This is a genomic window from Enterobacter ludwigii (assembly GCA_023023105.1).
GTDB classification, from domain to species: Bacteria; Pseudomonadota; Gammaproteobacteria; order Enterobacterales; family Enterobacteriaceae; genus Enterobacter; species Enterobacter adelaidei.
Genome location: CP083824.1, coordinates 4,333,376 through 4,358,006, shown reverse-complemented (window position 1 = coordinate 4,358,006; position 24,631 = coordinate 4,333,376). Strand labels below are relative to the sequence as shown.

The window sequence follows — 24,631 nt, the reverse complement described above, 5'->3', positions numbered from 1 at the left end:
CATGTGAAATAAAGAGAACAGTAACTGATGAAGACGCTGTGGTGGCAGACTGTAGGGACAGGAAATTGCCATCTTGTGCTGCTGCACGGATGGGGCCTGAATGCGGAAGTATGGAATTGCATAAACGAGGAACTGGCCTCGCATTTCACGCTGCATCTGGTGGACTTACCGGGTTTTGGTCGCAGCCGTGGTTTTGGCCCTATGTCGCTTGATGAGATGGCGCAGCAGGTTCTGGCCGCCGCGCCACAAAACGCTATCTGGCTGGGCTGGAGCCTGGGCGGGCTGGTGGCAAGCCAGATTGCGCTCTCCCGACCAGAACGCGTGAGCGCGCTGGTGACCGTGGCCTCGTCGCCATGCTTTAGTGCACAAGCGTCGTGGCCGGGTATAAAACCGGATGTGCTGGCGGGCTTCCAGCAACAGCTGAGTGAAGATTTTCAGCGGACCGTTGAACGGTTCCTCGCATTGCAAACGATGGGGACCGAAACCGCACGTCAGGATGCGAGAGCATTGAAGCAGACCGTGCTTTCCCTGCCGATGCCGGACGTGGCGGTGCTTAACGGTGGTCTTGAGATCCTGAAAACGGTTGATCTGCGTGAACCGCTGTCTGCGCTGACGATGCCGCATCTGCGTATCTATGGCTACCTCGACGGACTGGTGCCGCGGAAAGTGGTTCCATTGCTGGATTCGCTCTGGCCGGAAAGTGAATCGCAGATCATTGCCAAAGCGGCCCATGCCCCGTTTATCTCTCATCCGGCGGAGTTTTGTGCAGCGCTCATTGCGTTAAGTCAACGTTTAGACTGATTAATTTCTATCCAGCCTGGAAAAAGTGATACACCGCAACCATACTCCAGAGGTCGTTGCGGTGGTTCTGCCTACGACAATCAAAACAACAATCCTAAGGAGAGTCAGGCTATGAAACTTGTTACAGGTATTGTCACTTCTCTGGTTATTGGGTCACTTTCATTTGGCGTCTTTGCGGCAAAAGAGCTGGAAAAAGATAAAGTTGCCGGGATGAATCTGACCAAAATTGGTGAGATTTCTACGTCTGACACCACCGCGCCGATGGACGCTCGCAGAGAGTTGTCGAAGAAAGCGGATGAACTGGGCGGGAAGTATTATGTGGTAACCAGTGCGAATAAAGATACAAAAAACGTGCGCGCAACGGCGGAAGTGTATAAGTAATACGATAAAGCCGGGCATCTCTGCCCGGCTTTATTAACGCAAAGCCCACCACTCCTTGAGGCAGGCTTTACCTTCCGGGCAGCGTTTACAACTGCCGGAGAGACAGCCGTCCGCGTCTTCCTGAATCCGCACGGCTTTCCCCATGGCTTCCAGTCTTTCCAGCATGGCATCGATCATCGGCTGCGGCGTATGCAGGCTGAGGCTCAGCTGTTTCGCCTCCATCCGCCCTTGTAATGCCAGCAGATCACGAACCTGAATCAACGATGCCATGGCTTACTCCTTAGTGACAGTCACCCGCCGGGCTGCTGCAACAAGTGGCGGCGGTTTTACGGTTTGCCAGCAGGTCGATATCGACGCGGCTGCGTGCCCGGCGTAGCAGACTGATAACTAACACGTTAAAGAGGACAACTGCCAGAATACAGACCAGGCTATAACGCGGGTGCTGGCTAAAGTTAACGGCCTGGTAAAAGAGCGTCGCCAGCGAGTAAGCAATGTTTAACCCCCACAGAATGGAGAATCCCATCCAGCCACGGCTGGACTCACGGGAAATCGCCCCCATCACGGAGATGCACGGAATATAGAGCAGGACAAAGATGAGGTAGCTGTAAGCTGCAGACTCGCTGCCAAACTTCTCACTCATCACGCCCATAGCCCCCGTCGCCATTTCACCGTCGCCTTTGCTGGCTTCAATAGGGTTTGCCAGCACGCTCAGGCTGAAGGTGTCTTTCAGGCTCTGCCAGGTTTCCTCTACTGCACCCAACAGTTCGTTACCGAGGTGAAACTCTGCCGGATTAAATTCCTGCTCCTGAATGTTCTCAGCGGTGTAAAGCGTGTTCAGGGTGCCGACAACCACCTCTTTTGCCATCGCACCCGTGAACAGGCCAACCGTCGCCTGCCAGTTATCCTCATGCACGCCAATCGGTTTGAAGACTGGCGTGATGACGCGGCTGACGGAGGCAAGAGCAGAATCGTTGATGTTATCTGCCGCCTGCCCGCTGAGGGTGAAGCTGTTCAACGCGCTCAGGAAAATGCTGACGATGACAATTACCTTACCGGCGCGCAGCACAAAGCCTTTCAGGCGCTGCCAGGTCTGGATCGCCAGGCTTTTTAGATGCGGCACGTGATACACCGGCAGCTCCATCACAAACGGCGACGCTTCACCGCGCATGATGGTGTGCTTCAGCATCAGACCGGTGAGGATCGCCATCACGATACCCAGCACATACAGCGAAAAGACCGCCAGCGCGCCCTGTTGGCCAAAGAAGGCTGCCGCAAAAACCGCAAAGATGGCCAGACGGGCACCGCAGGACATAAACGGCGCCATCATGATGGTCATCAGACGTTCACGCGGTGCATCCAGGGTACGTGCGCCCATCACCGAGGGTACGTTACAGCCGAAGCCAACAATCAGCGGGACGAAGGATTTACCCGGCAGACCCAGCGCCTGCATCAGACGATCCATCACGAACGCGGCGCGCGCCATGTAACCGGAATCCTCCAGGAAGGAGAGGAACAGATACATCATGCCAATTTGCGGCACCAGTGGCAGAACGGTATTGATACCGCCACCGATCCCCTGGGCAAGGAAAATGGTTAGCCATTCCGGGAAGTGCAGGGTGTAACCCACCCACTGAATACCGTGTACGAAGACCGCGACGGAACCCGCATCGAAAATAGGCTGCAGCGCGCCACCGATGTTAATGGCGAGCAGGAACATTACGTACATCACCAGCAGGAAGATCGGCAAACCCAGGAAACGGTTAAGCACAATCTTGTCTACCGCAGCGGTAAAACGGCTCGGTTCCGCCGTAAGGGCGTTACTGACAACGTCGCAAATTGAGGCAATTGCCTGGTAACGTGCATCGGCGATGTGCAGGGCCGGGTCATCCAGCTCGTCGCTAAGACGGGCGATTGTGACATCCAGTTTATCTGCCGCATGCCCGGCGTATGCACGGCTGTAGATATCCCCTTCCAGCATCTGCAGGCCGAGCCACAAACGCTGTTTTTCGGGCATGCTTTTGTCCATTTCCTCTGCCAGAAGACCAGCTTCGCGCAGAAGTGGTTGCGCGTAATGCACCAGCTCAACGTCGCGATTCCCCGTATGACGGTCAATCGCCAGCTTCAGCGCATCAATGCCGCGAGCACGCGTCGACACCAGCGGAACCACCGGGCAACCCAGGCGCGCTGAGAGAGCATCGACGTCGATGCGCAGCTTCTGTTTCTCGGCAATGTCGAGCATGTTAAGCGCCACGATGCAGGGAATACCCAGTTCCAGCAGTTGCAGCGTCAGATAGAGGTTACGCTCAAGATTGGAAGCGTCGACCACGTTGATCAGGAGATCCGCGTCGCCGCCAAGAATATAGTGGCAGGCAATTTGCTCATCGAGCGAGGTTTGCGACGAAATGGTGGTTAAGGAGTAGGTGCCGGGAAGGTCAACCAGCGTCACCTGGTTGTCTGTCGTCGTGAACTGGCCTTCTTTACGCTCAACCGTCACACCTGCCCAGTTACCCACGCGCTGACGCGCTCCGGTTAACTGGTTAAATAACGTGGTCTTGCCGGAATTTGGATTACCAATTAAGCCAATAGTTAATTTTTTCATTTTAGTAGACTCACTGAAACCGCTGGCTTGTTATTGAGATAAGGCTTCGACTTCTATTAATGCGAGGTCTTTCTTACGCAGCACCAAATTCACGCGGCGGGTTTCGATATGAACGGGATCACCTAACGGGGCAACGCGCACGACCTGGAAAGACGAGCCGGGTAGCATGCCCAGTGACAGCAGCTTTTGCCGATAGGCCGGGCTAATTTCACGGGTAAAACCGGTAATTTTCCATGCACTGTCTGGAGTGAATTGCATAATGCCTGATCCCACGAAGGTTAAATAATCTACTATGCGATGATAATGAGAATAGTTTGTATCAGCAATAATAAAACTGTGACGGAATGTTGTTTGCGGGAATAATTTACGGCCTGTTTGACCTTGCTCAATATTTGCTGAATATGCGGCGACGAGAGAAGCGGCCTATTTGTTAATGGCGTGCTAATTATTGGTTTAAATAAAGGAGTGAGAGAATAAACCGTACTGCGCGATCCCCTCTCCCCTGTGGGGAGAGGGTGAGAGGTTAGCGTTTTTTACCCATCGCGGCCGCCAGCGCATCCATCATCGCGCTGTTGCCTGCAGGCTGAGCATCACGCCCACGCGGTTTCGCGGCTTTAGCAGCCGGGCGCTGTTGTTCGCGGCCACCACCATTGCCGCCACGGCGCGCGTTGGTTTCGCCCGGCTGCTCGTCCAGACGCATGGTCAGGGCAATTCGTTTGCGCTGTAAATCCACTTCCAGCACTTTGACCTTCACGATATCGCCCGCTTTGACCACGGTGTGCGGGTCTTCAACGAACTTATCGGCAAGGGATGAGATATGGACCAGGCCATCCTGATGCACGCCGATATCCACAAATGCGCCAAAGTTGGTGACGTTGGTCACCGCGCCTTCCAGCACCATGCCTGGCAGCAGGTCGTTCATGGTCTCGATGCCGTCGGCAAAGGTCGCGGTTTTGAACTCAGGACGTGGATCGCGGCCCGGTTTTTCCAGCTCTTTGATGATGTCAGTGACGGTTGGCACACCAAATTTATCGTCGGTGAAATCCGCGGCTTTCAGGTTGCGCAGCGCACTGTTATCACCCATCAGGTCTTTCAGTGCCTGTTGAGTGGCAGCCAGAATGCGTTCTACCACCGGGTACGCTTCCGGGTGAACGGTTGAGGCATCCAGCGGGTTATCACCGTGGTTGATGCGCAGGAAGCCCGCACACTGCTCAAAGGCTTTCGGTCCCAGACGGCTCACCTTCAGCAGTTGCTGACGGTTCTGGAACTGACCGTTCTCATCACGCCATGCGACGATGTTCTGCGCCATCATGCGGGTTAAGCCTGCAACACGGGTCAACAGGGGAACTGAGGCGGTATTCAGGTCTACACCGACGGCGTTTACGCAGTCTTCCACCACCGCATCTAGCTTACGGGCGAGCTGAGTCTGGCTCACGTCGTGCTGATACTGGCCCACACCGATGGATTTCGGGTCAATCTTCACCAGTTCTGCCAGCGGATCCTGCAGACGACGAGCGATAGAGACCGCGCCGCGCAGAGAAACGTCCAGGTCCGGGAACTCCTGCGCCGCCAGTTCAGATGCGGAATAGACGGATGCCCCCGCTTCACTGACGATCACTTTCTGCGCCGTTACTTTCGGGAATTGTTTCTGCACGTCGAGGTAGAAACGTTCGGTTTCGCGGGACGCCGTACCGTTGCCGATAGCAACCAGCTCCACGTTGTATTTCTCGCACAGTGCCGCCACTGCGACAGCCGCTTTCGCTGCCTGGCCAGTGTGTGGATAGATGGTGTCGGTTGCCACCAGCTTACCGGTGCCGTCAACTACCGCCACTTTTACGCCCGTACGCAGACCCGGATCGAGCCCCATGGTGGCGCGAAGGCCCGCCGGGGCGGCCATCAGCAAGTCGTGCAGGTTGCGGGCAAACACATTGATCGCTTCATCTTCGGCGCGCTCGCGCACGGTGCCCATCAGCTCGGTTTCGAGGTGCATCAGCACTTTGATACGCCACGTCCAGCTCACCACGCCTTTACGCCAGCTGTCCGCCGGGGCGTTGTTCAGACGCAGGCCGAGGTGATCGATGATGATCTGCTCGCAGTGGCTCTCTTTCGGCGGCTCGTCAAACTGCGGGTCGGCATTCAGGGAAAGCTGCAGCACGCCTTCGTTGCGGCCGCGGAACATTGCCAGCGCACGGTGAGACGGGGTCGTTGAAATCGGTTCGTGGTGATCGAAGTAGTCGCGGAATTTCGCGCCTTCGTCCTCTTTACCCGCGACGACGGTCGAGACGATGTGGGCATTCTTCCACAGGTAATCACGTACTTTGGCGAGCAGGGCGGCGTCTTCGGCAAAGCGTTCCATCAGAATATAACGCGCGCCGTCGAGGGCGGCCTTGGTGTCCGCTACGCCTTTGTCAGCGTCGATGAATTTCGCCGCTTCGGTATCTGGATCGTGGGAAGGTTCGTTCCACAGCAGGTCGGCCAGCGGCTCAAGACCCGCTTCAATCGCAATCTGCCCGCGCGTGCGGCGCTTTGGTTTGTACGGCAGATAGAGGTCTTCGAGTTCGGTTTTGCTCAGGGTACCGTTAATAGCGTTTTCCAGCTCGCTGGTCAGTTTACCCTGTTCGCCGATGGATTTGAGGATCGCCTGACGACGTTCTTCCAGTTCGCGCAGATAACCCAGACGGGTCTCCAGGTTACGCAGCTGTGTGTCATCCAGACCGCCGGTGACTTCCTTACGATAACGTGCAATAAACGGCACGGTGTTCCCTTCATCAAGCAGGCGAACGGCAGCTTCTACCTGTTCGGCTCTGGCCTGAAGTTCACCCGCAATAATGCGGCAGAGCGAATCTTTCATCATGGCTTTATCATCTTGTGGGTCAAAAATCAGGGGATAGTTATACGGGCTGACACGGCAAAATGCCAGCCGTGGAGGGCGCTCTCGGACTATTTTACGTACTCGATCTCATTGACGTACCAGCTGGCTTCACCGCCGGGTGTCTGAACGACGGCTAAATCGCCCACTTCCTTTTTCAACAGCGCACGGGCCATAGGGGAGTCGATGGAGATGTAATCCTTACGACCAAAAATTTCATCGTAGCCGACGATGCGAAAACGCAGGGTATCGCCGTTATCGTTTTCAATCTCCACCCATGCGCCGAAGAACACTTTGCCTTCCTGCTGCGGGGAGTAATCGACAATTTTAAGGTTCTCAAGGCATTTCGTCAGATAGCGTACCCGACGGTCGATCTCACGCAGCCGCTTCTTGTTGTACTGATAATCAGCATTTTCGCTGCGATCGCCGAGGCTCGCGGCCCAGGTGACTTTTTTCGTCACTTCAGGACGCTCTTCGCGCCACAGGTAATCCATCTCTTTTTTGAGTTTTTCGTACCCTTCGCGGGTGATCAGGGGCGTTTTCATGGTAAAGCCTTTGCTGCCGGTTTTCTGTCTTGCGCACAATACGTACCACACAGTGTAACAGACAGGATTAATAATGATTTATGTGATGAAATGAGCAGATAAGCTGCTGTTAAATATGCTTTGTAACAATTTCGACTAGAATTTATACCAGAATTAGCTGGTCGAACACGTGCACTTTTTTAGAATACGCTGTTACAAAGACTATCCGAACCTTTGGGAGTAAATACAATGCAAGAGAACTACAAAATTCTGGTCGTGGATGACGACATGCGCCTGCGTGCGCTGCTGGAACGTTATCTGACCGAGCAGGGCTTCCAGGTTCGTAGCGTCGCGAACGCTGAGCAGATGGATCGTCTGCTGACCCGTGAATCTTTCCACCTGATGGTGCTCGACCTGATGCTGCCCGGCGAAGACGGGCTCTCTATCTGCCGTCGTCTGCGTAGCCAGAGCAACCCGATGCCAATCATCATGGTGACGGCGAAGGGCGAGGAAGTTGACCGTATCGTGGGCCTCGAAATTGGTGCTGACGACTACATTCCAAAACCGTTTAACCCGCGTGAACTGCTGGCGCGTATTCGTGCTGTGCTGCGCCGTCAGGCGAACGAACTGCCTGGCGCACCGTCTCAGGAAGAAGCCGTCATTGCCTTCGGCAAGTTCAAACTGAACCTCGGCACGCGCGAGATGTTCCGTGAAGACGAACCTATGCCACTCACCAGCGGCGAGTTCGCAGTTCTCAAAGCACTGGTTAGCCACCCACGTGAGCCGCTGTCCCGTGACAAGCTGATGAACCTGGCGCGTGGCCGCGAATACTCCGCAATGGAACGCTCCATCGATGTGCAGATCTCTCGTCTGCGCCGCATGGTGGAAGAAGATCCGGCGCATCCTCGTTATATTCAGACCGTTTGGGGTCTGGGCTACGTGTTCGTTCCGGACGGCTCTAAAGCATGAGGCGAATGCGCTTCTCGCCGCGAAGCTCGTTTGCCCGCACCCTGTTACTGATCGTCACCCTGCTGTTCGTCAGCCTGGTGACGACCTATCTGGTGGTGCTGAACTTTGCGATCCTGCCGAGCCTCCAGCAGTTTAATAAGGTCCTGGCCTACGAAGTCCGTATGCTGATGACCGATAAACTGCAGCTGGAGGATGGCACGCAGCTGGTTGTCCCCCCTGCCTTCCGTCGTGAAATTTACCGTGAGCTGGGTATTTCTCTCTACTCAAACGAAGCGGCGGAAGACGCGGGCCTGCGCTGGGCGCAGCATTATGAATTCCTTAGCCAGCAGATGGCGCAGCAGCTCGGCGGCCCGACGGAAGTGCGCGTCGAGGTCAACAAAAGCTCGCCTGTTGTCTGGCTGAAAACCTGGCTGTCACCCAATATCTGGGTTCGCGTTCCGCTGACCGAAATCCATCAGGGCGACTTCTCACCGCTATTCCGCTACACCCTGGCGATTATGCTGCTGGCGATAGGCGGAGCCTGGCTGTTTATTCGTATACAGAACCGACCGCTGGTCGACCTGGAGCACGCTGCGCTGCAGGTCGGTAAAGGGATTATTCCTCCTCCATTGCGTGAGTATGGTGCCTCTGAGGTCCGTTCGGTGACGCGTGCGTTTAACCATATGGCGGCCGGTGTGAAGCAACTGGCAGATGACCGTACGCTGCTGATGGCCGGTGTGAGCCATGACCTGCGCACACCGCTAACGCGTATTCGTCTGGCGACGGAGATGATGGGGGAAGAGGACGGCTATCTTGCCGAGTCCATCAACAAGGACATCGAAGAGTGTAATGCCATCATTGAGCAGTTCATCGACTACCTGCGTACCGGCCAGGAGATGCCAATGGAGATGGCGGATCTGAACGCGGTGCTGGGCGAAGTGGTGGCGGCGGAAAGCGGCTACGAGCGCGAGATTGATACCGACCTTCAGGCGGGAGAGATCCAGGTCCGCATGCATCCGCTCTCTATCAAACGTGCGGTTGCCAACATGGTGGTCAATGCGGCGCGTTACGGTAATGGCTGGATTAAAGTCAGCAGCGGGTCTGAACTTAACCGCGCCTGGTTCCAGGTGGAAGACGATGGTCCGGGCATCAAGCCTGAGCAGCGTAAGCATCTGTTCCAGCCGTTTGTGCGTGGCGACAGCGCGCGCAGCACCAGCGGTACAGGTTTAGGTCTGGCGATTGTACAGCGTATCATCGATAACCATAACGGGTTGCTGGAGATTGGCACCAGCGAGCGGGGCGGGTTGAGCATTCGCGCATGGTTGCCGGTACCGGTGACGCGCGGGCAGGTGAAAGAGAGTTGACAAAAGGGTGCGGCCTGATGCCCTCACCCCGGCCCTCTCCCGCCGGGAGAGGGAGAAAACATTAAAAAAGGCAACTTTCGTTGCCTTTTTGCTTTTACCTACAGCTTCGGTCCCGCGCTCACCAGCGCTTCACCCGCCGGGGTATCGGTGTACTTCTCGAAGTTCTCAATAAACAGCTTCGCCAGCGATTCCGCTTTCTCGCGCCACTGTTCCGGCGAACCGTAAGTGTTGCGGGGGTCGAGGATATGCGTATCCACACCCGGCAGCTCTGTTGGGATCGCCAGATCAAACATTGGCAGCGTGAAGGTTTCAGCGTTATCCAGAGAACCATCCAGAATGGCGTCGATAATGGCGCGCGTATCTTTGATGGAAATACGCTTGCCGGTACCGTTCCAGCCCGTGTTCACCAGGTACGCCTGCGCGCCGGAAGCCTGCATGCGTTTTACCAGCACTTCAGCGTACTGCGTCGGGTGCAGCGACAGGAATGCCGCGCCGAAGCAGGCTGAGAAGGTTGGGGTGGGTTCTGTCACGCCGCGCTCGGTACCCGCCAGCTTAGCGGTGAAGCCAGAGAGGAAGTGGTACTGTGTCTGGCTGGCGGTCAGGCGAGACACCGGCGGCAGCACGCCGAACGCATCTGCCGTCAGGAAAATGACCTTCGTGGCATGACCCGCTTTTGACACCGGCTTCACGATATTGTCGATGTGGTAGATCGGGTAAGAGACGCGGGTGTTTTCCGTTTTCGACGCATCGTCGAAGTCGATGGAGCCATCGGCACGCACGGTGACGTTTTCCAGCAGCGCATCGCGACGAATAGCGTGGAAGATATCCGGCTCGGCCTCTTCAGACAGTCGAATAGTCTTCGCGTAGCAGCCGCCTTCAAAGTTGAATACACCATCGTCATCCCAGCCGTGTTCGTCATCGCCAATCAGACGACGTTTCGGATCGGTGGACAGAGTGGTTTTCCCGGTACCGGACAGTCCGAAGAACACCGCCACGTCACCTTTTTCACCGACGTTAGCCGAGCAGTGCATGGAGGCGATGCCCCGCAGCGGCAGCAGGTAGTTCATGACGGAGAACATCCCTTTCTTCATTTCGCCGCCGTACCAGGTACCGCCGATCAGTTGGATACGCTCGGTCAGGTTGAAGGCAACAAAGTTTTCGGAGTTCAGACCCTGCTCTTTCCACTGTGGGTTAGTGCATTTCGCACCGTTCATCACGATGAAATCCGGGGTGAAATTCTTCAGCTCTTCGTCGGTTGGACGAATAAACATGTTTTTCACGAAATGCGCCTGCCAGGCCACTTCGGTGATAAAACGTACGGAGAGACGGGTGTCGGCGTTAGCGCCACAGAAAGCATCGACAATGAACAGACGCTTGCCGGAAAGTTGATGGGTGACGAGCCCTTTCAGATGCTGCCAGGTTTCCGGGGAGAGCGGTTTGTTATCGTTCTTCCCTTTGCCCTTGTCAGCCCACCACAGCGTATCGCGGGTGGTTTCGTCGCGGACGATATACTTATCTTTCGGCGAACGACCGGTAAAGATACCGGTATCGACGGCGATAGCACCAAGATTCGTCAACACACCACGCTCGTATCCTTCCAGGGCTGGATTGAGCTCTTCCTGATACAGCGTATCGTAGTCGGGGTTGTAGACGATTTCCTGGACGTCGTGAATACCATAAGCCTTGAGATCTTGCGGGGTTAAACCAGTAACACGCATATCACTGCTCCTTAGCCAATATGTACTGCCTGAAATTGTAGGGTTTTTCTGAGGTTGTTAACCGCGACGGGGCTCATAGATTTACGCATCTGGACAAAACCCTTACTAACGGAAAACGCTGCGACTCCAGTCACAGGGCAGGCGGATTATCGCAGGAATCGCTTTTTGGTTGGGGAAAATGTTCCGAAAAGGTTAAAGGCTGGTGATATTATCGGAAGGAATGTGAATGTAATCGCATACACGTAAGAAAATTACGTAAGAGTTACATTATGAAAACGATTCAGCATGGGCGGGGATTTTACCCCTCCCCCAAAGGGGAGAGGGGAAAAGTATTAGTGAACCTGTGGGTCTGCCGGGGAGGCGTTATTGCGGATCTCAGCAATATCCATCGAATTGAACACATAGTGCGTACCGCAGTAGTCACAGTGCATATCAATTTCGCCATCTTCCGCCATGATGCTGTCGATCTCTTCATCCGGCAGCGTCTTCAGTGCGCCGGCACAACGTTCACGTGAACAGGTGCACTTAAACTCCACTGACTGCGGGTCGTAAACGGTCACTTCTTCTTCGTGATACAGACGCCACAGCACGTCGGTCGCCGACAGGTTGAACAGCTCTTCCGCTTTGATGGTTTCAGTCAGCGTCGCCAGGTGTTCAAAATCATTGGTCTGCGCGTCCTGAGCCGGCAGAACCTGCAGCAGCATACCGCCCGCAGCAGGCTGGCCGTCCACTTCACCGGTGCGAATGAACAGGCGGGTTGGCAGCTGTTCAGAACGCATGAAGTAATCTTCCAGGCAGGCCGCCAGCGTATCGCCTTCCAGACCGACCACGCCCTGATAGCGTTCACCTTCCTCAGGGGAGATGGTGATCACCAGGTAGCCATTACCCACCAGCGTTTTCAGATCTGCATTTTCAGGTACATCGCCCTGAACGCGTGCCACGCCGCGCATCTGCTGCTGGTTATTACCGTTGATCACCGCCAGCGTCATCGGGCCATCACCCTGCAATTGCACGGTGATATCACCCGCGAATTTCAGCGTTGCCGTCAGCAAGCTGGTGGCAACCAGTAGTTCGCCCAACAGGGTCTTCACCGGCAGCGGGTAGTTGTGGTTTTCCAGAATCTGTTTCCAGGTTTCGGATACGGTGACCAGCTCGCCGCGCACGGCGAATTGTTCAAACAGATAGCGGTGTAATTGGTCGTGTTGGGCCATTTTAGTCTCTCGTGCGGGTGAGATTACTCAGTCTCACCGTGTTTAAATTTCATCAGATCGCGGCGCTCTTTTTTATCCGGCCGCCGGTCCGGGTGTGGCATAGTCAGCGCGTTAATTTTGCGCGCCAGTGCGGTTTTCTCACGCTTTTCAATGCTTTCAGCCGTCTCTTCATAAAGCAGTACGGCTTCGGTTGCGGGCCGTCGTTGTTCGGTAATGGCTTTAATCACCACCGTTCGTTCATCGTTGCCCTGACGCAGCGTCAGGGTGGCATTCAACTCAACCAGCTTGCTCGGTTTGCTGCGCTGGCCGTTGTAATGCACTTTTCCGCCGTCAACCATCTCGCGGGCAAGGGCGCGTGTTTTATAAAAACGCGCTGCCCACAGCCATTTATCCAGTCTTACCCCATCAGAGGGTTTTTCTTTCATGGCGTCTCCTTCACGGTGAGTGAGGGGATCATCTGGCGGTAGTCGTTCAACCCCGGATGGCGCAGATAGCTTTTTTCAGCCATGCCAGAGTCAGGATTCGTAACCCCCAGACAATAGCGAATGCCAAAGGTGGCTGCGGAATCCAGAATGGGCTCGCTGTCGTCAATAAACAGCGTACGTTCAGGCTGCAAACCTGTCTCTTCCTTCACCGCGTGCCACAACCGCTGATCCTCTTTCGGATAACCAAATGTGTGGGTAGAAAGTAATAAATCAAGGTGTGAAGCCAGACCCGTATGTTCCAGCTTTACCGCCAGATTATGAGGATGCGCATTGGTCAGCAAAATACGGCGCTTGCCGCTGGCTTTCAGCGCATCCAGAAAAGGTACAGTATCTTCACGCAGCACGGCGCGTGGACCCTGAGCGGTAGTCATGGCACAAATATCCAGACCGAGGCGTTCGCTCCAGTAGTCAAGACAGTACCAGTTTAGCGTATGCTGCACCGCGCTATATTGCGAACGAATGAATGCCTGCGCTTCTGCCGGGGAGATCCCCTGCTGTTCGCCATAGGTTTCCGGAACCAGCTTTTGCCAGAAATAGTTATCAAAGGCGAGATCGAGCAGTGTGCCGTCCATATCCAGCAGAACGGTATCAACCTCCTGCCAGGCGATATCAAGATGCATAAGGGGTACTCCAGCCAGAAGAAACGTGCGCGACAGGGTAGCACATCTTGTCGCGCAAGGACGTTATCAGATCAGGCTCTCAGAGGAGGGGAGCAGCTTAGGATTGAGGCAATTTTCGTAATATTGCTGGATGTCAGCCAGCCGGGTGCGTGAACGCTGGTAGCGACGCAGGGCCATAAAACCGTTCCAGAAGATGGAGAACAGCATGGCTAGCATCAGCAGCGAGGTACCAATGTAGCGCCACAAACCTGCGCTATCCGGCATCTGGTGCAGAACGATATGACGGGTACCGTTGGCATCAGTATAAATACTCGTGACGATCCCTTCGGCACTGAACGGCGTTTGCATCAGCATCTGCGCCAGGCGCTGAAATTGGCTCCACTGCTCTTGTGCCGGGTAATCATAAAGCGCAACCTGCGGATAAGGTTGATCGACCAGGTCGCTGCCTTCATCACTGACAATGACAAAGCCACCCGGTGCCGGGCTGTTCAGCGCCTGAGCCGCACGTGTGGTTTCGCGCATCATGAACGGTGCCGTCGAAGTGGCCACCAGGTTGTCCAGCGATTCCGCGCTAACCGGACGCAGCAGCACGTTGACGCCATCCAGCCGACCCGCTTCGGCACGTTTCACCAGCGCGTCCCAGTCTTTACTGTTCCCCAGGTTTACCAGGGCGTTTTTGAGACGCACACACTCGTCCTGCGAGGAGCATAAATCCTTCGTTTTTAGAACGATGTCGCCAAAATCATCCAGCAGAACCATGCCTGATTTCTGAATGGCTGAGCGCAGCGCAGGGCTGACGCGCGAATCATCATCCGGCTTCGGATGTAACTGGCGGTTGACCGTCTGAGTGAGGGCGGTAGCTTTATTCACCACTTCGGATTCCGGCAACGGCAGCGGCGGCGCGTCGTTCCAGATGATTTGCGAGCAATCGAACGGCATGAACGGTGAGTTCTGGCGCGTATTCCACGCCCCTGGGGTATGAATATTACACATCCCGGTTCCCTTCAGGCGCAGCGTGTCTCCTACGCGCACACCGGCTTCATCCAGTTTGTTGACGCTGGTCGCTTCGATGGTTTGCGCCCCTTTGATCCACGAAAGGGTGAATTTGATGGGCATATCCAGCGGCACGAAAAACAGCAGCATGACAAAGACCAGCGCGGCGCCTCCGGCAATAACCGTGCTACGTAACCAGTGCTGGAGCGGGAAATTTTTCACTTCATCATGCAGAGATAAAAATCGGCCCTGACGCACAACGTGGCGGTCAAGGTAGATATCAATATCGGTTTTCTGTCCTAAATCCTGCGCAATCCATGGTTGCCAGTGGCGCGGGTAGATAAGGTCGATAATGCCGAGTGAGATATTGTTGAGATGCTCCTGATCGTTTTCACCAAACAGACCCCAGCGCTTCGGCGTACCGCGCAGGCAGTGTATCTCACGCAACGAGGTTTTTGCTGGTGGGGCAAAAAGCCCCCAAAGCCCGGCAGCCAACAGTAACACCGCTCCGCCAGCCAGCCAGGGCACAAACACATCCGGCGTCAGCAGACAGCAGAAAAAGAGCAGGAAAGCGGCAACGATCAGGATGGCTTCACGAATGCCATCCGGGCGGCTCAGGGCATATTCTTCATGCGTCTCCTGGCGGATATTCAGCAGCTCGATCTGCTCTGACTCTTCGCCACGGATGGAAGCCTGGGTTGAACTTGCACGCTCCAGCGCAAAGCGCGGTGCTTCCTGAAGGTATTCACTTAGCGTGTGACCGTTAAGCGAGATGACCAGAGGTAATGAATCGGTGTGGATCAGTTCAACGCTGTTTTCGTCAGTAATGTATTGCTCCCAGGATGGGGGCAGATGCACTTCGACAGAATCAAGGTAATAGCGCCATTTGTTGGGATCATCGGTGGTGATGCCATAGCGCGTGATGGAGCGTGTCAGGCACAGCACGGTATCACTTTGCGCATTAAGCTTAAGTGAGACTGGCGCAGCAGTAGCTCCCGTCGGCCCAGGGGTTAACTGAGAACGGTTCAGCGTTTCGAGATAGTTTTCAACTGCATCGCGTTCGTCCTGCGTGAGTTTACGCGTCGTTGCGCCAGCGAACGCATTTAAAAAAGGCAACCGGTAACGGCGTTGTATGCGACGCCTGTATACCCATCCTGCAAACAATGCGCCGGCCAGCATAGCAGCGAGAACAATCAAAATGGTGCTCATGCTTTCCCCATCTTACTTATCTTCTTACAGGTGTAGTCTGTAGCACCTTTAATATTGAATGAGAGTCTGTGGTTGGCTATCGGCAAGTATGGAGTCGAACTTGAGCATTCTGAAGCGCATCCCAGTGACCGATGATGATAGCAAAGCCTGTGATGGCGCGATATCAGCAAATTCCTGGAAACATTTCAACCTCTTGACATTTGTTTTGAATTGAGGATTGATCTTTATTACGTTGCATAAATGTAAATAAAGAACGATTGACATTGCCGAAACCGTGCGGCATATCGCACAATAAAGCCCGTTCTCACTGCTAAGACCCATCAAGATGAGCAAACCACTACAAAAACCCACCATTCTGAATGTTGAAACTGTCGCAAAATCGCGCCTGTTTAATGTCGAAAGCGTGGACCTGGAGTTCAGCAACGGTGTGCGTCGCGTTTATGAGCGTATGCGCCCCTCGTCGCGCGAAGCGGTGATGATTGTGCCGATTGTCGACGATCATCTGATTTTGATCCGCGAATACGCTGTGGGAACGGAGTCTTACGAGCTTGGGTTCTCGAAAGGGCTTATCGACCCGGGTGAAACCGTCTTTGAAGCGGCAAACCGCGAGCTGAAAGAAGAGGTGGGGTTTGGCGCGAATGAGCTGTCGTTCCTGAAAAAACTGAGTATGGCACCCTCTTATTTTTCCAGCAAAATGAATATTGTGGTAGCCGAAGATCTCTATCCAGAATCGCTGGAAGGAGACGAGCCGGAGCCGCTGCCGCAGGTTCGCTGGCCGTTAGCACACCTGATGGATTTGCTGGAAGACCCGGACTTTAACGAAGCGCGTAATGTGAGTGCACTGTTCCTGGTACGGGAGTGGTTGAAGGGGCAGGGGCGACTGTAGTGGCCTGATGCCCTCACCCCAACCCTCTCCCACGGGAGAGGGAGCAAACACCAAAACGGCAACCAGAGGTTGCCGTTTTGCTTTGTTGTCAGAACAGCTCGTGCGTTTCGCCGTTATCAATAATCTCTGTACCCACCTCATGCACCGCCTGTGTGGTTGGCTGCGTGCCCTCGATGAAATACTCTTCGCGACTATTCCCGCCGTTGGCGAGCTGGCCCGTACTGCGGTCGATATTGACTGTCACCACGCCTGGCGGTGGCGTCAGCGGCTGCTCTGGAACACCTTCCAGAACAGATTTCATATAGGCATCCCAGGCAGGTTGCGCACTTTTCGCACCGCCTTCATAGCCGGAAATCTGATCTTTAATCGCACCAGATGCCGTTGTACGGCCTAAGTCGCGACGATGATCGTCGAAACCGATCCAGACTGAGGTCACCACACCCGGCCCGTAGCCGGAGAACCACGCATCTTTCGAGCTGTTGGTTGTCCCTGTCTTACCGCCGATGTCATGACGCTGCAAATCACGTCCTGCACGCCAGCCGGTACCTTGCCAGCCTGGTTCACCGAAGATGTTAGTATTCAGCGCGCTTTTGATCAGGAACGACAGCGGCGTGTTGATCACATGCGGGGCATACTCCTGTGCACCTGTCTGCGCCACCAGCGCCTGGTTCGCCTGTTCCAGTTGTGGCTGCGGTACTACGCCGTTCTGCTGCTCCTGAGACACGGCAACGTCTTCCATGTCCTTGTTCTCAAGCACGTCAGATTTCGGCGTATTGCCGTAAATGACCGGAATATCGCAGTCAGGACAGGCAATTTTCGGCTTCGCTTCAAACAGTACGCCGCCCTGATCGTTCTCGATTTTACTGATGAAATACGGATCAATCAGGAAGCCACCGTTGGCCATTACCGAGTATCCGCGTGCAACCTGAAGCGGCGTAAAGGAGGCTGAGCCTAACGCCAGCGATTCGGTGCGAACGATGTTCTGCGCCGGGAAACCGAAGCGTTGCAGATACTCGGCAGCATAGTCGACGCCCATGGCGCGCATGGCACGCACCATTACCACGTTTTTCGATTGTCCCAGACCCTGACGAAGACGAATAGGGCCGGCATATTCCGCCGGAGAGTTCTTCGGCTGCCAGTCGGAACCGGCACCGGCATCCCAGCGAGAGATGGGAACGTCGTTAAGGATGCTGGCAAGGGTCAGGCCCTTATCCATCGCGGCAGTGTAGAGGAACGGCTTGATATTGGAACCGACCTGACGCAGTGCCTGGGTAGCACGGTTAAATTTGCTCTGGTTAAAATCGAACCCACCGACCAGGGCCATTACAGCTCCGTTCTGAGGATTAATGGAGACCAGAGCCGAGTTAACGTCCGGAACTTGCGCCAGCCACCAGGCCTCACCTACCTTGCGCACCCAGATTTGCTGTCCGGTTTGTACCGCATCGGTCACTTTACGCGGCGTTGCACCTTGCAGGGTATCTGAACGGTACGGACGCGCCCAACGGATGCCATCCATACGCAGGGAGACTGAGGTGCCGTCCGCGAGCGTCGCAACGGCTTCCTGAGGATCGGCTTGAGTGACCACGGCAGGAAGGAGCGGACCATAGGTTGGCAGCGCTTTCAGCGTACCGGTGATTTTTTTGCTGTCCCACGCGCTTTCGCCCACTTTCCAGAGCACGTTTGACGGGCCGCGATAGCCGTGACGCATATCGTAATCCATCACGTTATTACGCACCGCTTCCTGTGCTGCCTGCTGAACCTTGCGGGTAACAGTAGTGTAAACGCGATAACCATCTTCGTAGGCCTTATCACCATAACGATTCACCATTTCCTGGCGAACCATTTCGGTCAGATAGGGGGCAGAGAAGGCGATCTCAGGGGCGTGATAGTTGGCATCAATGACATCATTACGCGCCTGGTCGTACTCGCTCTGGCTGATATAGCCTTCACTCAACATACGGGACAGAACGACGTTACGACGCGCGGTGGCGCGATCGAGCGAGTAGAGCGGGTTAAACGTAGAAGGCGCTTTCGGCAGACCCGCGATGGTTGCCATTTCGCTTAAGGTGAGTTGCTCAACTGGTTTACCGAAGTACACCTGTGCGGCAGCCCCTACACCATAGGCGCGGTAGCCCAAATAGATTTTATTGAGGTACAGCTCAAGGATCTCGTCTTTGCTCAACAGCTGCTCGATACGGATCGCAAGGAAGACCTCTTTGATCTTACGGATCAGCGTCTTTTCCGGACTGAGGAAGAAGTTACGTGCCAGCTGTTGCGTAATGGTACTCGCCCCCTGAGAGGCATGACCGGAGAACAACGCAATGCTTGCGGCACGGAAAATTCCCACCGGATCGACACCATGGTGCTCGTAAAAACGGCTGTCCTCAGTGGCGATAAAGGCTTTCACCATAACAGGTGGAATTTGGTTTAAGGTCAGCGGAATACGGCGCTTCTCGCCATACTGCGCCATCAACTCGCCATCGGCGCTATAGACTTGCATCGGGATCTGGAGTCGTACATCGCGAAGCGTGGCGACATCAGGTAGCTGTGGCTCAATATATTTGTACAAACCGTAAATCGAGCCTGCTCCCAGCAGAATGCAACAGACTGCAAGGATGAATAAATACTTTACGAACTTCACCGGAGATTTCCCATTTGGTTTCACTTGGGCAGTTTCTAAACAATCGCGCGGTAGTATAAAGGCAAGCCTGATTCATTGATATAGCCGTCACGGTGACGGGCGATAAGGAGATCGTGAAGCATGGCTTTCAAAACATGGCAAACGGGCGTTCATATTCAACAGGATAGGGTGCTCATCGTCGCATTGGCCCGGGAGAGAACTGGCTGGTGCTTGCGTCGCTGGTGGGTAATCCCTCTGACCGAAGGCGTCATTCGGGAAGGTAAAATATGCCAGCCAGAACAGCTGGTTGACGCGTTGCGCGACTGGCGGAAGACGTTGCCGCACCACCACCGTGTGTTCCTCTCTTTCCCGGCAGCACGCACCCTGCAACGCTCACTTCCCCGCCCGGGCATTGCGCTGCGCGACAGCGAGCAACTTTCATGGCTGGGCGCGGCACTCTCGCGCGAACTGGAGATACCAGCAGAAACGCTCTGTTTCGATTACGTGCAGGACACGTTCAGCAACACATTTCATGTTACCGCCGCACAAAACAAAGAGGTTGAAACTCTCCTGGCGCTGGCGAAAACGCTACGTTTGCGGCTGGTTACGATTACCCCGGATGCCAGCGCACTGGCGAACCTTCTTCCCGCAGTTGCCCCGGCGTATTGCGTCGCCTGGCGAGATGAACATCAGTGGCTTTGGGCTATGCGTCATCAGTGGGGACGCCGCTTTACCACAGAAGCTGCAAACGTGACGGAACTGGCGGCGCTGCTGGCTCTGAGTCCGGGCGATATCGCGCTGTTTGATAGCCGACGTGACCCATGGGAAACCCTGGAGCGCTGCCATGCCCCGCTACCGGAATGCGGTGCTGATTACACCGTCGCGCTGGCGTTGGCCATGAGCGAGGTCCCTGAGTGAACATGACGAACTTTATACCGTGGCGACAGCAACGGCGGGCGCGTTGTCTGCGTTTCTGGGGCGCGATGTTCGTCGGCGCATGGCTGGTGATGCTGATGGTCATTTTCTGCCTGAGGATAAACCACCTGGTGAGGCTGCACGCTCTGCGAGCTGAACTGGCGGGAATGCAGTCCGTGCGTCACACGCTTATGTCTCGCCAGACGCTGACCACAGAGGTGCCGATGCCTGCACTGAAACGTCAACGACACGCATGGCAACCGGTGCTGGAATCACTTGCCAGCGTCATGCCGCCGCAGGTCTGGCTGACTGAACTGCGTTACCAGCCTCCTGCTCTGATGCTTATCGGGTATGCCACTACCCTGCCAGCTCTTTCTGCGCTGCGTGACGTACCTGGACAACTCGACGGGTTCACGACAGGACCCGCAGGGGAGATCCGCCAGGATAGCCAGGGACACTGGATGTTCACATTTAATCTGAAAAGTGAGAGGTAACGTGTGGACACCCTGTTGGAACGCTGGTGTGAAAACCGTCCATGGCATCGGGTGCTTTGCTGGTGTCTGAGTATTCTCTTTGCCGGGCTGGCCGCATGGAGCATGTTGCTCCACCCAGTAGACAGGCTGTGTGCTGAGCTCCAGCGGCAATTGATGCAGGATGCGCGGGCTAATGCATCGCTATGGCCCGCAGCCAGTAAGATACCTTTTAGCCCAGCCTCTCCGAAAGTGCAGGAGATGCAGCCCTTTTCACCGCTCGATTTTCAGGGGGACGGTATGAAATTGGTTCACTGGAAGCCGTCGCAAAGGGGAGGAGAACTGACGCTGGATGCTGAATGGCCGGCGATCCCGACCATTTTTTCCCTGCTGGCACAGCGGGATGTGCAGGTCGCGGCTTTCGCTATTGCGCCACAGGATGCGTTGTTACGCCTGCGGCTGGAGCTGGAGTCAGATCATGCGAAATAGTGTGCGTTGCTTGCTGGTTTGTTCGGTGCTGACATTGACCGGTATGCGCGATCCGTTTCGCCCGCCGGACGATCCTTGCAGTCGTGGTCAACTGTTGCAGTGGCACTACCGCGGTATGGTGGCGGGTCATGAAACGGTTGGCATCTTACAGGATGGGCAAAAGCGCTGGTATCGCCTGAAAACGCATCAGCGCTTCCCGGTGGGCTGGCAGGTAAAAGCCATCAATGAGTCAGCACTGGTTGTTGATGTGGGTGACACATGTGAACCTGGACAATGGACGTGGCAACGAGAAGGAACGATTAAAAATGAACTTAAGGATAATGCTGTTGCTGCTGGCGTTCTGCCAACCGCTGTGGGCCACCGTACCAAAACCCGTCACGCTGGTGGTGGATGATGTTCCTGTGGTTCAGGTGCTACAGGCACTGGTCGCGCAGGAGAACCGTAATCTGGTGGTATCACCGGATGTTAGCGGCTCGCTTTCACTTAACCTGACGCGCATCCCCTGGCGACAAGCGCTACAGACGGTGGTCACCAGCGCCGGACTTGTTATACGGGAGGAGGGTGGCATTTTTTATGTCCATACTGCGGCCTGGCAGCGCGAACAGCGGGAGCGTTCAGAGCAGGAGCGGACGCGTCGGCAGCTGGATGCCCCGCTGGTCTCACAAAGTCTCTCATTTTCTTACTCCGATGCCGGGGAGCTACAAAAAGCAGCCGAAAAACTCCTGAGCCCAAAGGGAAGTTTATCACTCGACAAGCGCACTAACCGCCTGTTGGTTCGGGATAATAAGACGGTGGTGGATACGCTGCAGCGCTGGGCCGCTCAGATGGATATTCCCGTCGAGCAGGTAGAGCTTGCGGCGCATATTGTGACCATCAATGAAAAAAGCCTGCGTGAGCTAGGGGTGAAGTGGAATCTCGCCGACGCCACCGACGCGGGCAAAGTTGGTCAGTTCACCACTCTTGGCAGCGATCTTTCCGTAGCCAGCGCCACCAGCCACGTGGGTTTTAATATCGGGCGAATTAATGGTCGGCTGCTGGATCTGGAGTTGTCAGCACTGGAGCAAAAACAGCAGGTTGATATCATCGCCAGCCCGCGACTGCTGGCCTCGCACATGCAACCGGCCAGCATCAAACAGGGGAGTGAGATCCCGTATCAGGTTTCAAGCGGTGAAAGCGGGGCGACCTCCGTTGAGTTTAAAGAGGCGGTATTAGGGATGGAGGTGACGCCCGTGGTATTGCCGGGGGGACGCGTGCGTCTGAAATTACACATCAGTGAAAATATGCCGGGGCAGGTGCTGCAGCAGGCTGACGGTGAAACGCTGGCGATCGACAAACAGGAGATCGAAACGCAGGTGGAGGTAAAAAGCGGAGAAACACTGGCGCTGGGTGGAATTTTTTCGCAGAAGAACAAAACCGGCAGCGATAGCGTGCCGGGATTGGGTCGCATCCCCTGGATTGGGCAGCTTTTTCGTCATGATGGAAAAGACAACGAACGGCGTGAGTTAGTGGTGTTTATTACACCACGTCTGGTCGGTATTCACTGACGGGTAACGATCCCCGCAATGATTTTGCATTCAGTTTGTTGCAGATGTTTGACGTGGGGCATGAATTAGCATACAAGGAGTACCGATTTGAGTTGGACTTACGTCTTATTACCTTATGCGCCCGGCGCGGTGATTTAATCAGTTGCCAAACAAGCCGGAGTATTGAGATAATTTTTAGTCTGACTCTCGCTCTATTGCATATGAGGTTTCAGTTCATGTCCTGCTACGCTGGGTGTCTGCGAAGCGGGGATTACCATTAACGAATAGTCTTAGTAGTACCGATAAAATGGCAGAGAAACGCAATATCTTTCTGGTTGGGCCTATGGGTGCCGGCAAAAGCACTATTGGGCGTCAGTTAGCTCAACAACTCAATATGGAATTTTACGATTCTGATCAAGAGATTGAGAAACGAACCGGAGCTGATGTGGGCTGGGTTTTCGACGTAGAAGGCGAAGAAGGTTTCCGTGACCGAGAAGAAAAAGTGATCAACGAACTCACGGAAAAACAGGGCATTGTGCTGGCAACAGGCGGCGGCTCTGTAAAATCTCGCGAAACCCGCAACCGTCTCTCCGCCCGTGGCGTAGTGGTCTATCTTGAAACGACCATCGAGAAACAGCTGGCACGTACGCAGCGTGATAAAAAGCGCCCGCTGCTGCAGGTTGAAACGCCACCACGCGAAGTTCTGGAAGCGTTGGCCGATGAACGCAATCCGCTGTACGAAGAGATTGCTGATGTGACCATTCGTACTGACGATCAGAGCGCTAAAGTGGTTGCAAACCAGATTATTCATATGCTGGAAAGCAACTGATTCTGGCTTTATATACACTCGCCTGCGGGTAAAAGCATTAAAGGTGGATGTCGCGTCATGGAGAGGATTACAGTTACTCTCGGGGAACGTAGTTACCCTATCACCATCGCGGCTGGTTTGTTTAACGACCCAGCTTCCTTTTTACCACTGAAAGCGGGTGATCAGGCGATGCTGGTCACCAACGAGACGCTGGCTCCGCTTTATCTTGACCGTGTACGCCACCTGCTAGAGCAGGCGGGCGTAAAAGTCGACAGTGTCATTCTGCCCGATGGCGAGCAGTATAAAAGTCTGACGGTACTGGATACCGTCTTTACCGCATTGCTGCAAAAACCGCATGGTCGCGATACAACATTGCTTGCCCTGGGCGGCGGTGTTGTGGGCGATCTCACCGGCTTTGCGGCTGCAAGCTATCAACGTGGTGTCCGTTTTATTCAGATTCCGACTACGTTGCTGTCTCAGGTCGACTCTTCTGTTGGCGGCAAAACTGCGGTCAACCATCCGCTTGGCAAAAACATGATTGGCGCATTCTACCAGCCCGCATCGGTGGTGGTGGATCTCGACTGTCTGAAAACGCTGCCGAAGCGCGAGCTGGCTTCGGGTCTTGCGGAAGTGATCAAATACGGCATTATTCTGGATGGCGAGTTCTTTGACTGGCTTGAAGAGAATATGGATGCGTTGCTGCGCCTGGATGAGGCCAAACTGGCATATTGCATCCGTCGTTGTTGTGAGCTGAAAGCGGAAGTTGTCGCAGCAGACGAGCGTGAAACGGGCTTACGTGCTTTACTGAATCTTGGGCATACGTTTGGTCACGCGATTGAAGCCGAAATGGGTTACGGTAACTGGCTTCACGGTGAAGCGGTTGCTGCCGGAATGGTGATGGCTGCTCGCACCTCTGAACGTCTGGGGCAGTTTAAACCGGATGAAACGGCGCGCATCATCGCGCTGCTTGAGCGTGCAGGCTTGCCGGTGACCGGGCCGCAAGAGATGTCGGCACAAGCGTATTTACCCCACATGATGCGCGATAAAAAAGTATTGGCAGGTGAGATGCGTCTTGTACTCCCGCTTGCAATAGGGAAGAGTGAAGTGCGCGGCGGAGTGCCGCACGATGTCGTTCTTGGCGCTATCGCTGATTGTCAGCAGGCGTAACAACTAGAAAGGTCAGGCCACTGTTGCAGGT

23 protein-coding genes are annotated in these 24,631 nt (G+C 55.0%); 12 read left to right on the top strand and 11 right to left on the bottom strand.

Going from position 1 to position 24,631, the window contains the following annotated elements; translation table 11 throughout:
• The first annotated feature begins 27 nt into the window (after window positions 1-27).
• Together bioH and LCD46_21205 are read left to right on the top strand one after the other, a co-directional pair.
• Entirely contained in the window at window positions 28-801 is a 774-nt protein-coding gene (bioH, locus tag LCD46_21210; protein ID UOY70513.1) for a pimeloyl-ACP methyl ester esterase BioH, read from the top strand.
• Window positions 802-912: 111 nt separating this feature from the next.
• Complete coding sequence (locus LCD46_21205) at window positions 913-1,182, top strand: DUF1471 domain-containing protein (protein UOY70512.1); 270 nt, start codon at window positions 913-915, stop codon at window positions 1,180-1,182.
• A 33-nt stretch (window positions 1,183-1,215) separates the two neighbouring features.
• Here LCD46_21205 and feoC read toward each other — a convergent pair whose 3' ends face one another.
• The 5 genes from feoC to greB form a co-directional block, all read right to left on the bottom strand.
• Window positions 1,216-1,452 carry a [Fe-S]-dependent transcriptional repressor FeoC gene (gene feoC, locus LCD46_21200; GenBank protein UOY70511.1) on the bottom strand — a complete coding sequence of 79 codons (237 nt, stop codon included), beginning with the start codon at window positions 1,450-1,452 and terminating at the stop codon, window positions 1,216-1,218.
• A 10-nt stretch (window positions 1,453-1,462) separates the two neighbouring features.
• Window positions 1,463-3,781: a Fe(2+) transporter permease subunit FeoB gene (gene feoB, locus LCD46_21195; GenBank protein UOY70510.1), complete on the bottom strand. Its 2,319-nt coding sequence runs from the start codon at window positions 3,779-3,781 to the stop codon at window positions 1,463-1,465.
• A 30-nt stretch (window positions 3,782-3,811) separates the two neighbouring features.
• On the bottom strand, window positions 3,812-4,039 hold the full coding sequence (feoA, locus tag LCD46_21190; protein ID UOY70509.1) for a ferrous iron transporter A: 228 nt from the start codon (window positions 4,037-4,039) through the stop codon (window positions 3,812-3,814).
• A 265-nt stretch (window positions 4,040-4,304) separates the two neighbouring features.
• Window positions 4,305-6,635, bottom strand: coding sequence for an RNA-binding transcriptional accessory protein (locus tag LCD46_21185; protein UOY70508.1), 2,331 nt, complete (start codon window positions 6,633-6,635; stop codon window positions 4,305-4,307).
• Between the two features lie 86 nt (window positions 6,636-6,721).
• The gene (greB, locus tag LCD46_21180) at window positions 6,722-7,195 is read right to left on the bottom strand and encodes a transcription elongation factor GreB (protein UOY70507.1); all 474 of its coding nucleotides are present in this window, start codon (window positions 7,193-7,195) and stop codon (window positions 6,722-6,724) included.
• 228 nt (window positions 7,196-7,423) lie between these two features.
• Between greB and ompR the strand changes: the two genes are divergently transcribed.
• Window positions 7,424-8,143, top strand: coding sequence for a two-component system response regulator OmpR (gene ompR / locus LCD46_21175; GenBank protein ID UOY70506.1), 720 nt, complete (start codon window positions 7,424-7,426; stop codon window positions 8,141-8,143).
• Entirely contained in the window at window positions 8,140-9,486 is a 1,347-nt protein-coding gene (gene envZ, locus LCD46_21170) for a two-component system sensor histidine kinase EnvZ (protein ID UOY70505.1), read from the top strand. Before ompR ends, envZ begins: the two co-directional genes overlap by 4 nt.
• A gap of 98 nt (window positions 9,487-9,584) precedes the next feature.
• Here the strand turns inward: envZ and pckA are convergent, their stop codons facing one another.
• From pckA to LCD46_21145, 5 genes are all read right to left on the bottom strand, one after another.
• Window positions 9,585-11,204: a phosphoenolpyruvate carboxykinase (ATP) gene (pckA, locus tag LCD46_21165; protein ID UOY70504.1), complete on the bottom strand. Its 1,620-nt coding sequence runs from the start codon at window positions 11,202-11,204 to the stop codon at window positions 9,585-9,587.
• Window positions 11,205-11,536: 332 nt separating this feature from the next.
• A complete protein-coding gene (hslO, locus tag LCD46_21160; GenBank protein UOY70503.1) occupies window positions 11,537-12,415 on the bottom strand; it encodes an Hsp33 family molecular chaperone HslO in 879 nt (292 codons plus the stop codon).
• Window positions 12,416-12,438: 23 nt separating this feature from the next.
• On the bottom strand, window positions 12,439-12,840 hold the full coding sequence (gene hslR, locus LCD46_21155) for a ribosome-associated heat shock protein Hsp15 (GenBank protein ID UOY70502.1): 402 nt from the start codon (window positions 12,838-12,840) through the stop codon (window positions 12,439-12,441).
• On the bottom strand, window positions 12,837-13,520 hold the full coding sequence (gene yrfG / locus LCD46_21150; protein ID UOY70501.1) for a GMP/IMP nucleotidase: 684 nt from the start codon (window positions 13,518-13,520) through the stop codon (window positions 12,837-12,839). Before yrfG ends, hslR begins: the two co-directional genes overlap by 4 nt.
• 66 nt (window positions 13,521-13,586) lie before the next feature.
• Window positions 13,587-15,722, bottom strand: a complete 2,136-nt coding sequence (locus tag LCD46_21145; protein UOY70500.1) for an intracellular growth attenuator family protein — start codon at window positions 15,720-15,722, stop codon at window positions 13,587-13,589.
• A 325-nt stretch (window positions 15,723-16,047) separates the two neighbouring features.
• Between LCD46_21145 and nudE the strand changes: the two genes are divergently transcribed.
• On the top strand, window positions 16,048-16,608 hold the full coding sequence (gene nudE, locus LCD46_21140; GenBank protein UOY70499.1) for an ADP compounds hydrolase NudE: 561 nt from the start codon (window positions 16,048-16,050) through the stop codon (window positions 16,606-16,608).
• Between the two features lie 88 nt (window positions 16,609-16,696).
• Here the strand turns inward: nudE and mrcA are convergent, their stop codons facing one another.
• Window positions 16,697-19,249 (bottom strand): peptidoglycan glycosyltransferase/peptidoglycan DD-transpeptidase MrcA, encoded by a 2,553-nt coding sequence (mrcA, locus tag LCD46_21135; GenBank protein UOY70498.1) that lies wholly within the window; start codon window positions 19,247-19,249, stop codon window positions 16,697-16,699.
• A 120-nt stretch (window positions 19,250-19,369) separates the two neighbouring features.
• On the opposite strand from mrcA, the gene LCD46_21130 reads away from it, so the two are divergent.
• From LCD46_21130 to aroB, 7 genes are all read left to right on the top strand, one after another.
• Window positions 19,370-20,146, top strand: coding sequence for a DNA utilization protein HofM (locus LCD46_21130; GenBank protein UOY70497.1), 777 nt, complete (start codon window positions 19,370-19,372; stop codon window positions 20,144-20,146).
• Entirely contained in the window at window positions 20,143-20,637 is a 495-nt protein-coding gene (locus LCD46_21125; protein UOY70496.1) for a PilN domain-containing protein, read from the top strand. The genes LCD46_21130 and LCD46_21125 overlap by 4 nt, the downstream gene beginning before the upstream one ends.
• Before the next feature lie 3 nt (window positions 20,638-20,640).
• Entirely contained in the window at window positions 20,641-21,102 is a 462-nt protein-coding gene (locus tag LCD46_21120; GenBank protein ID UOY70495.1) for a HofO, read from the top strand.
• A complete protein-coding gene (locus tag LCD46_21115; protein UOY70494.1) occupies window positions 21,092-21,496 on the top strand; it encodes a DUF2531 family protein in 405 nt (134 codons plus the stop codon). The genes LCD46_21120 and LCD46_21115 overlap by 11 nt, the downstream gene beginning before the upstream one ends.
• On the top strand, window positions 21,408-22,646 hold the full coding sequence (hofQ, locus tag LCD46_21110; GenBank protein ID UOY70493.1) for a DNA uptake porin HofQ: 1,239 nt from the start codon (window positions 21,408-21,410) through the stop codon (window positions 22,644-22,646). The genes LCD46_21115 and hofQ overlap by 89 nt, the downstream gene beginning before the upstream one ends.
• 286 nt (window positions 22,647-22,932) lie before the next feature.
• On the top strand, window positions 22,933-23,454 hold the full coding sequence (gene aroK / locus LCD46_21105) for a shikimate kinase AroK (protein ID UOY70492.1): 522 nt from the start codon (window positions 22,933-22,935) through the stop codon (window positions 23,452-23,454).
• A 57-nt stretch (window positions 23,455-23,511) separates the two neighbouring features.
• Window positions 23,512-24,600, top strand: coding sequence for a 3-dehydroquinate synthase (gene aroB, locus LCD46_21100; protein UOY70491.1), 1,089 nt, complete (start codon window positions 23,512-23,514; stop codon window positions 24,598-24,600).
• Window positions 24,601-24,631: the final 31 nt, after the last annotated feature.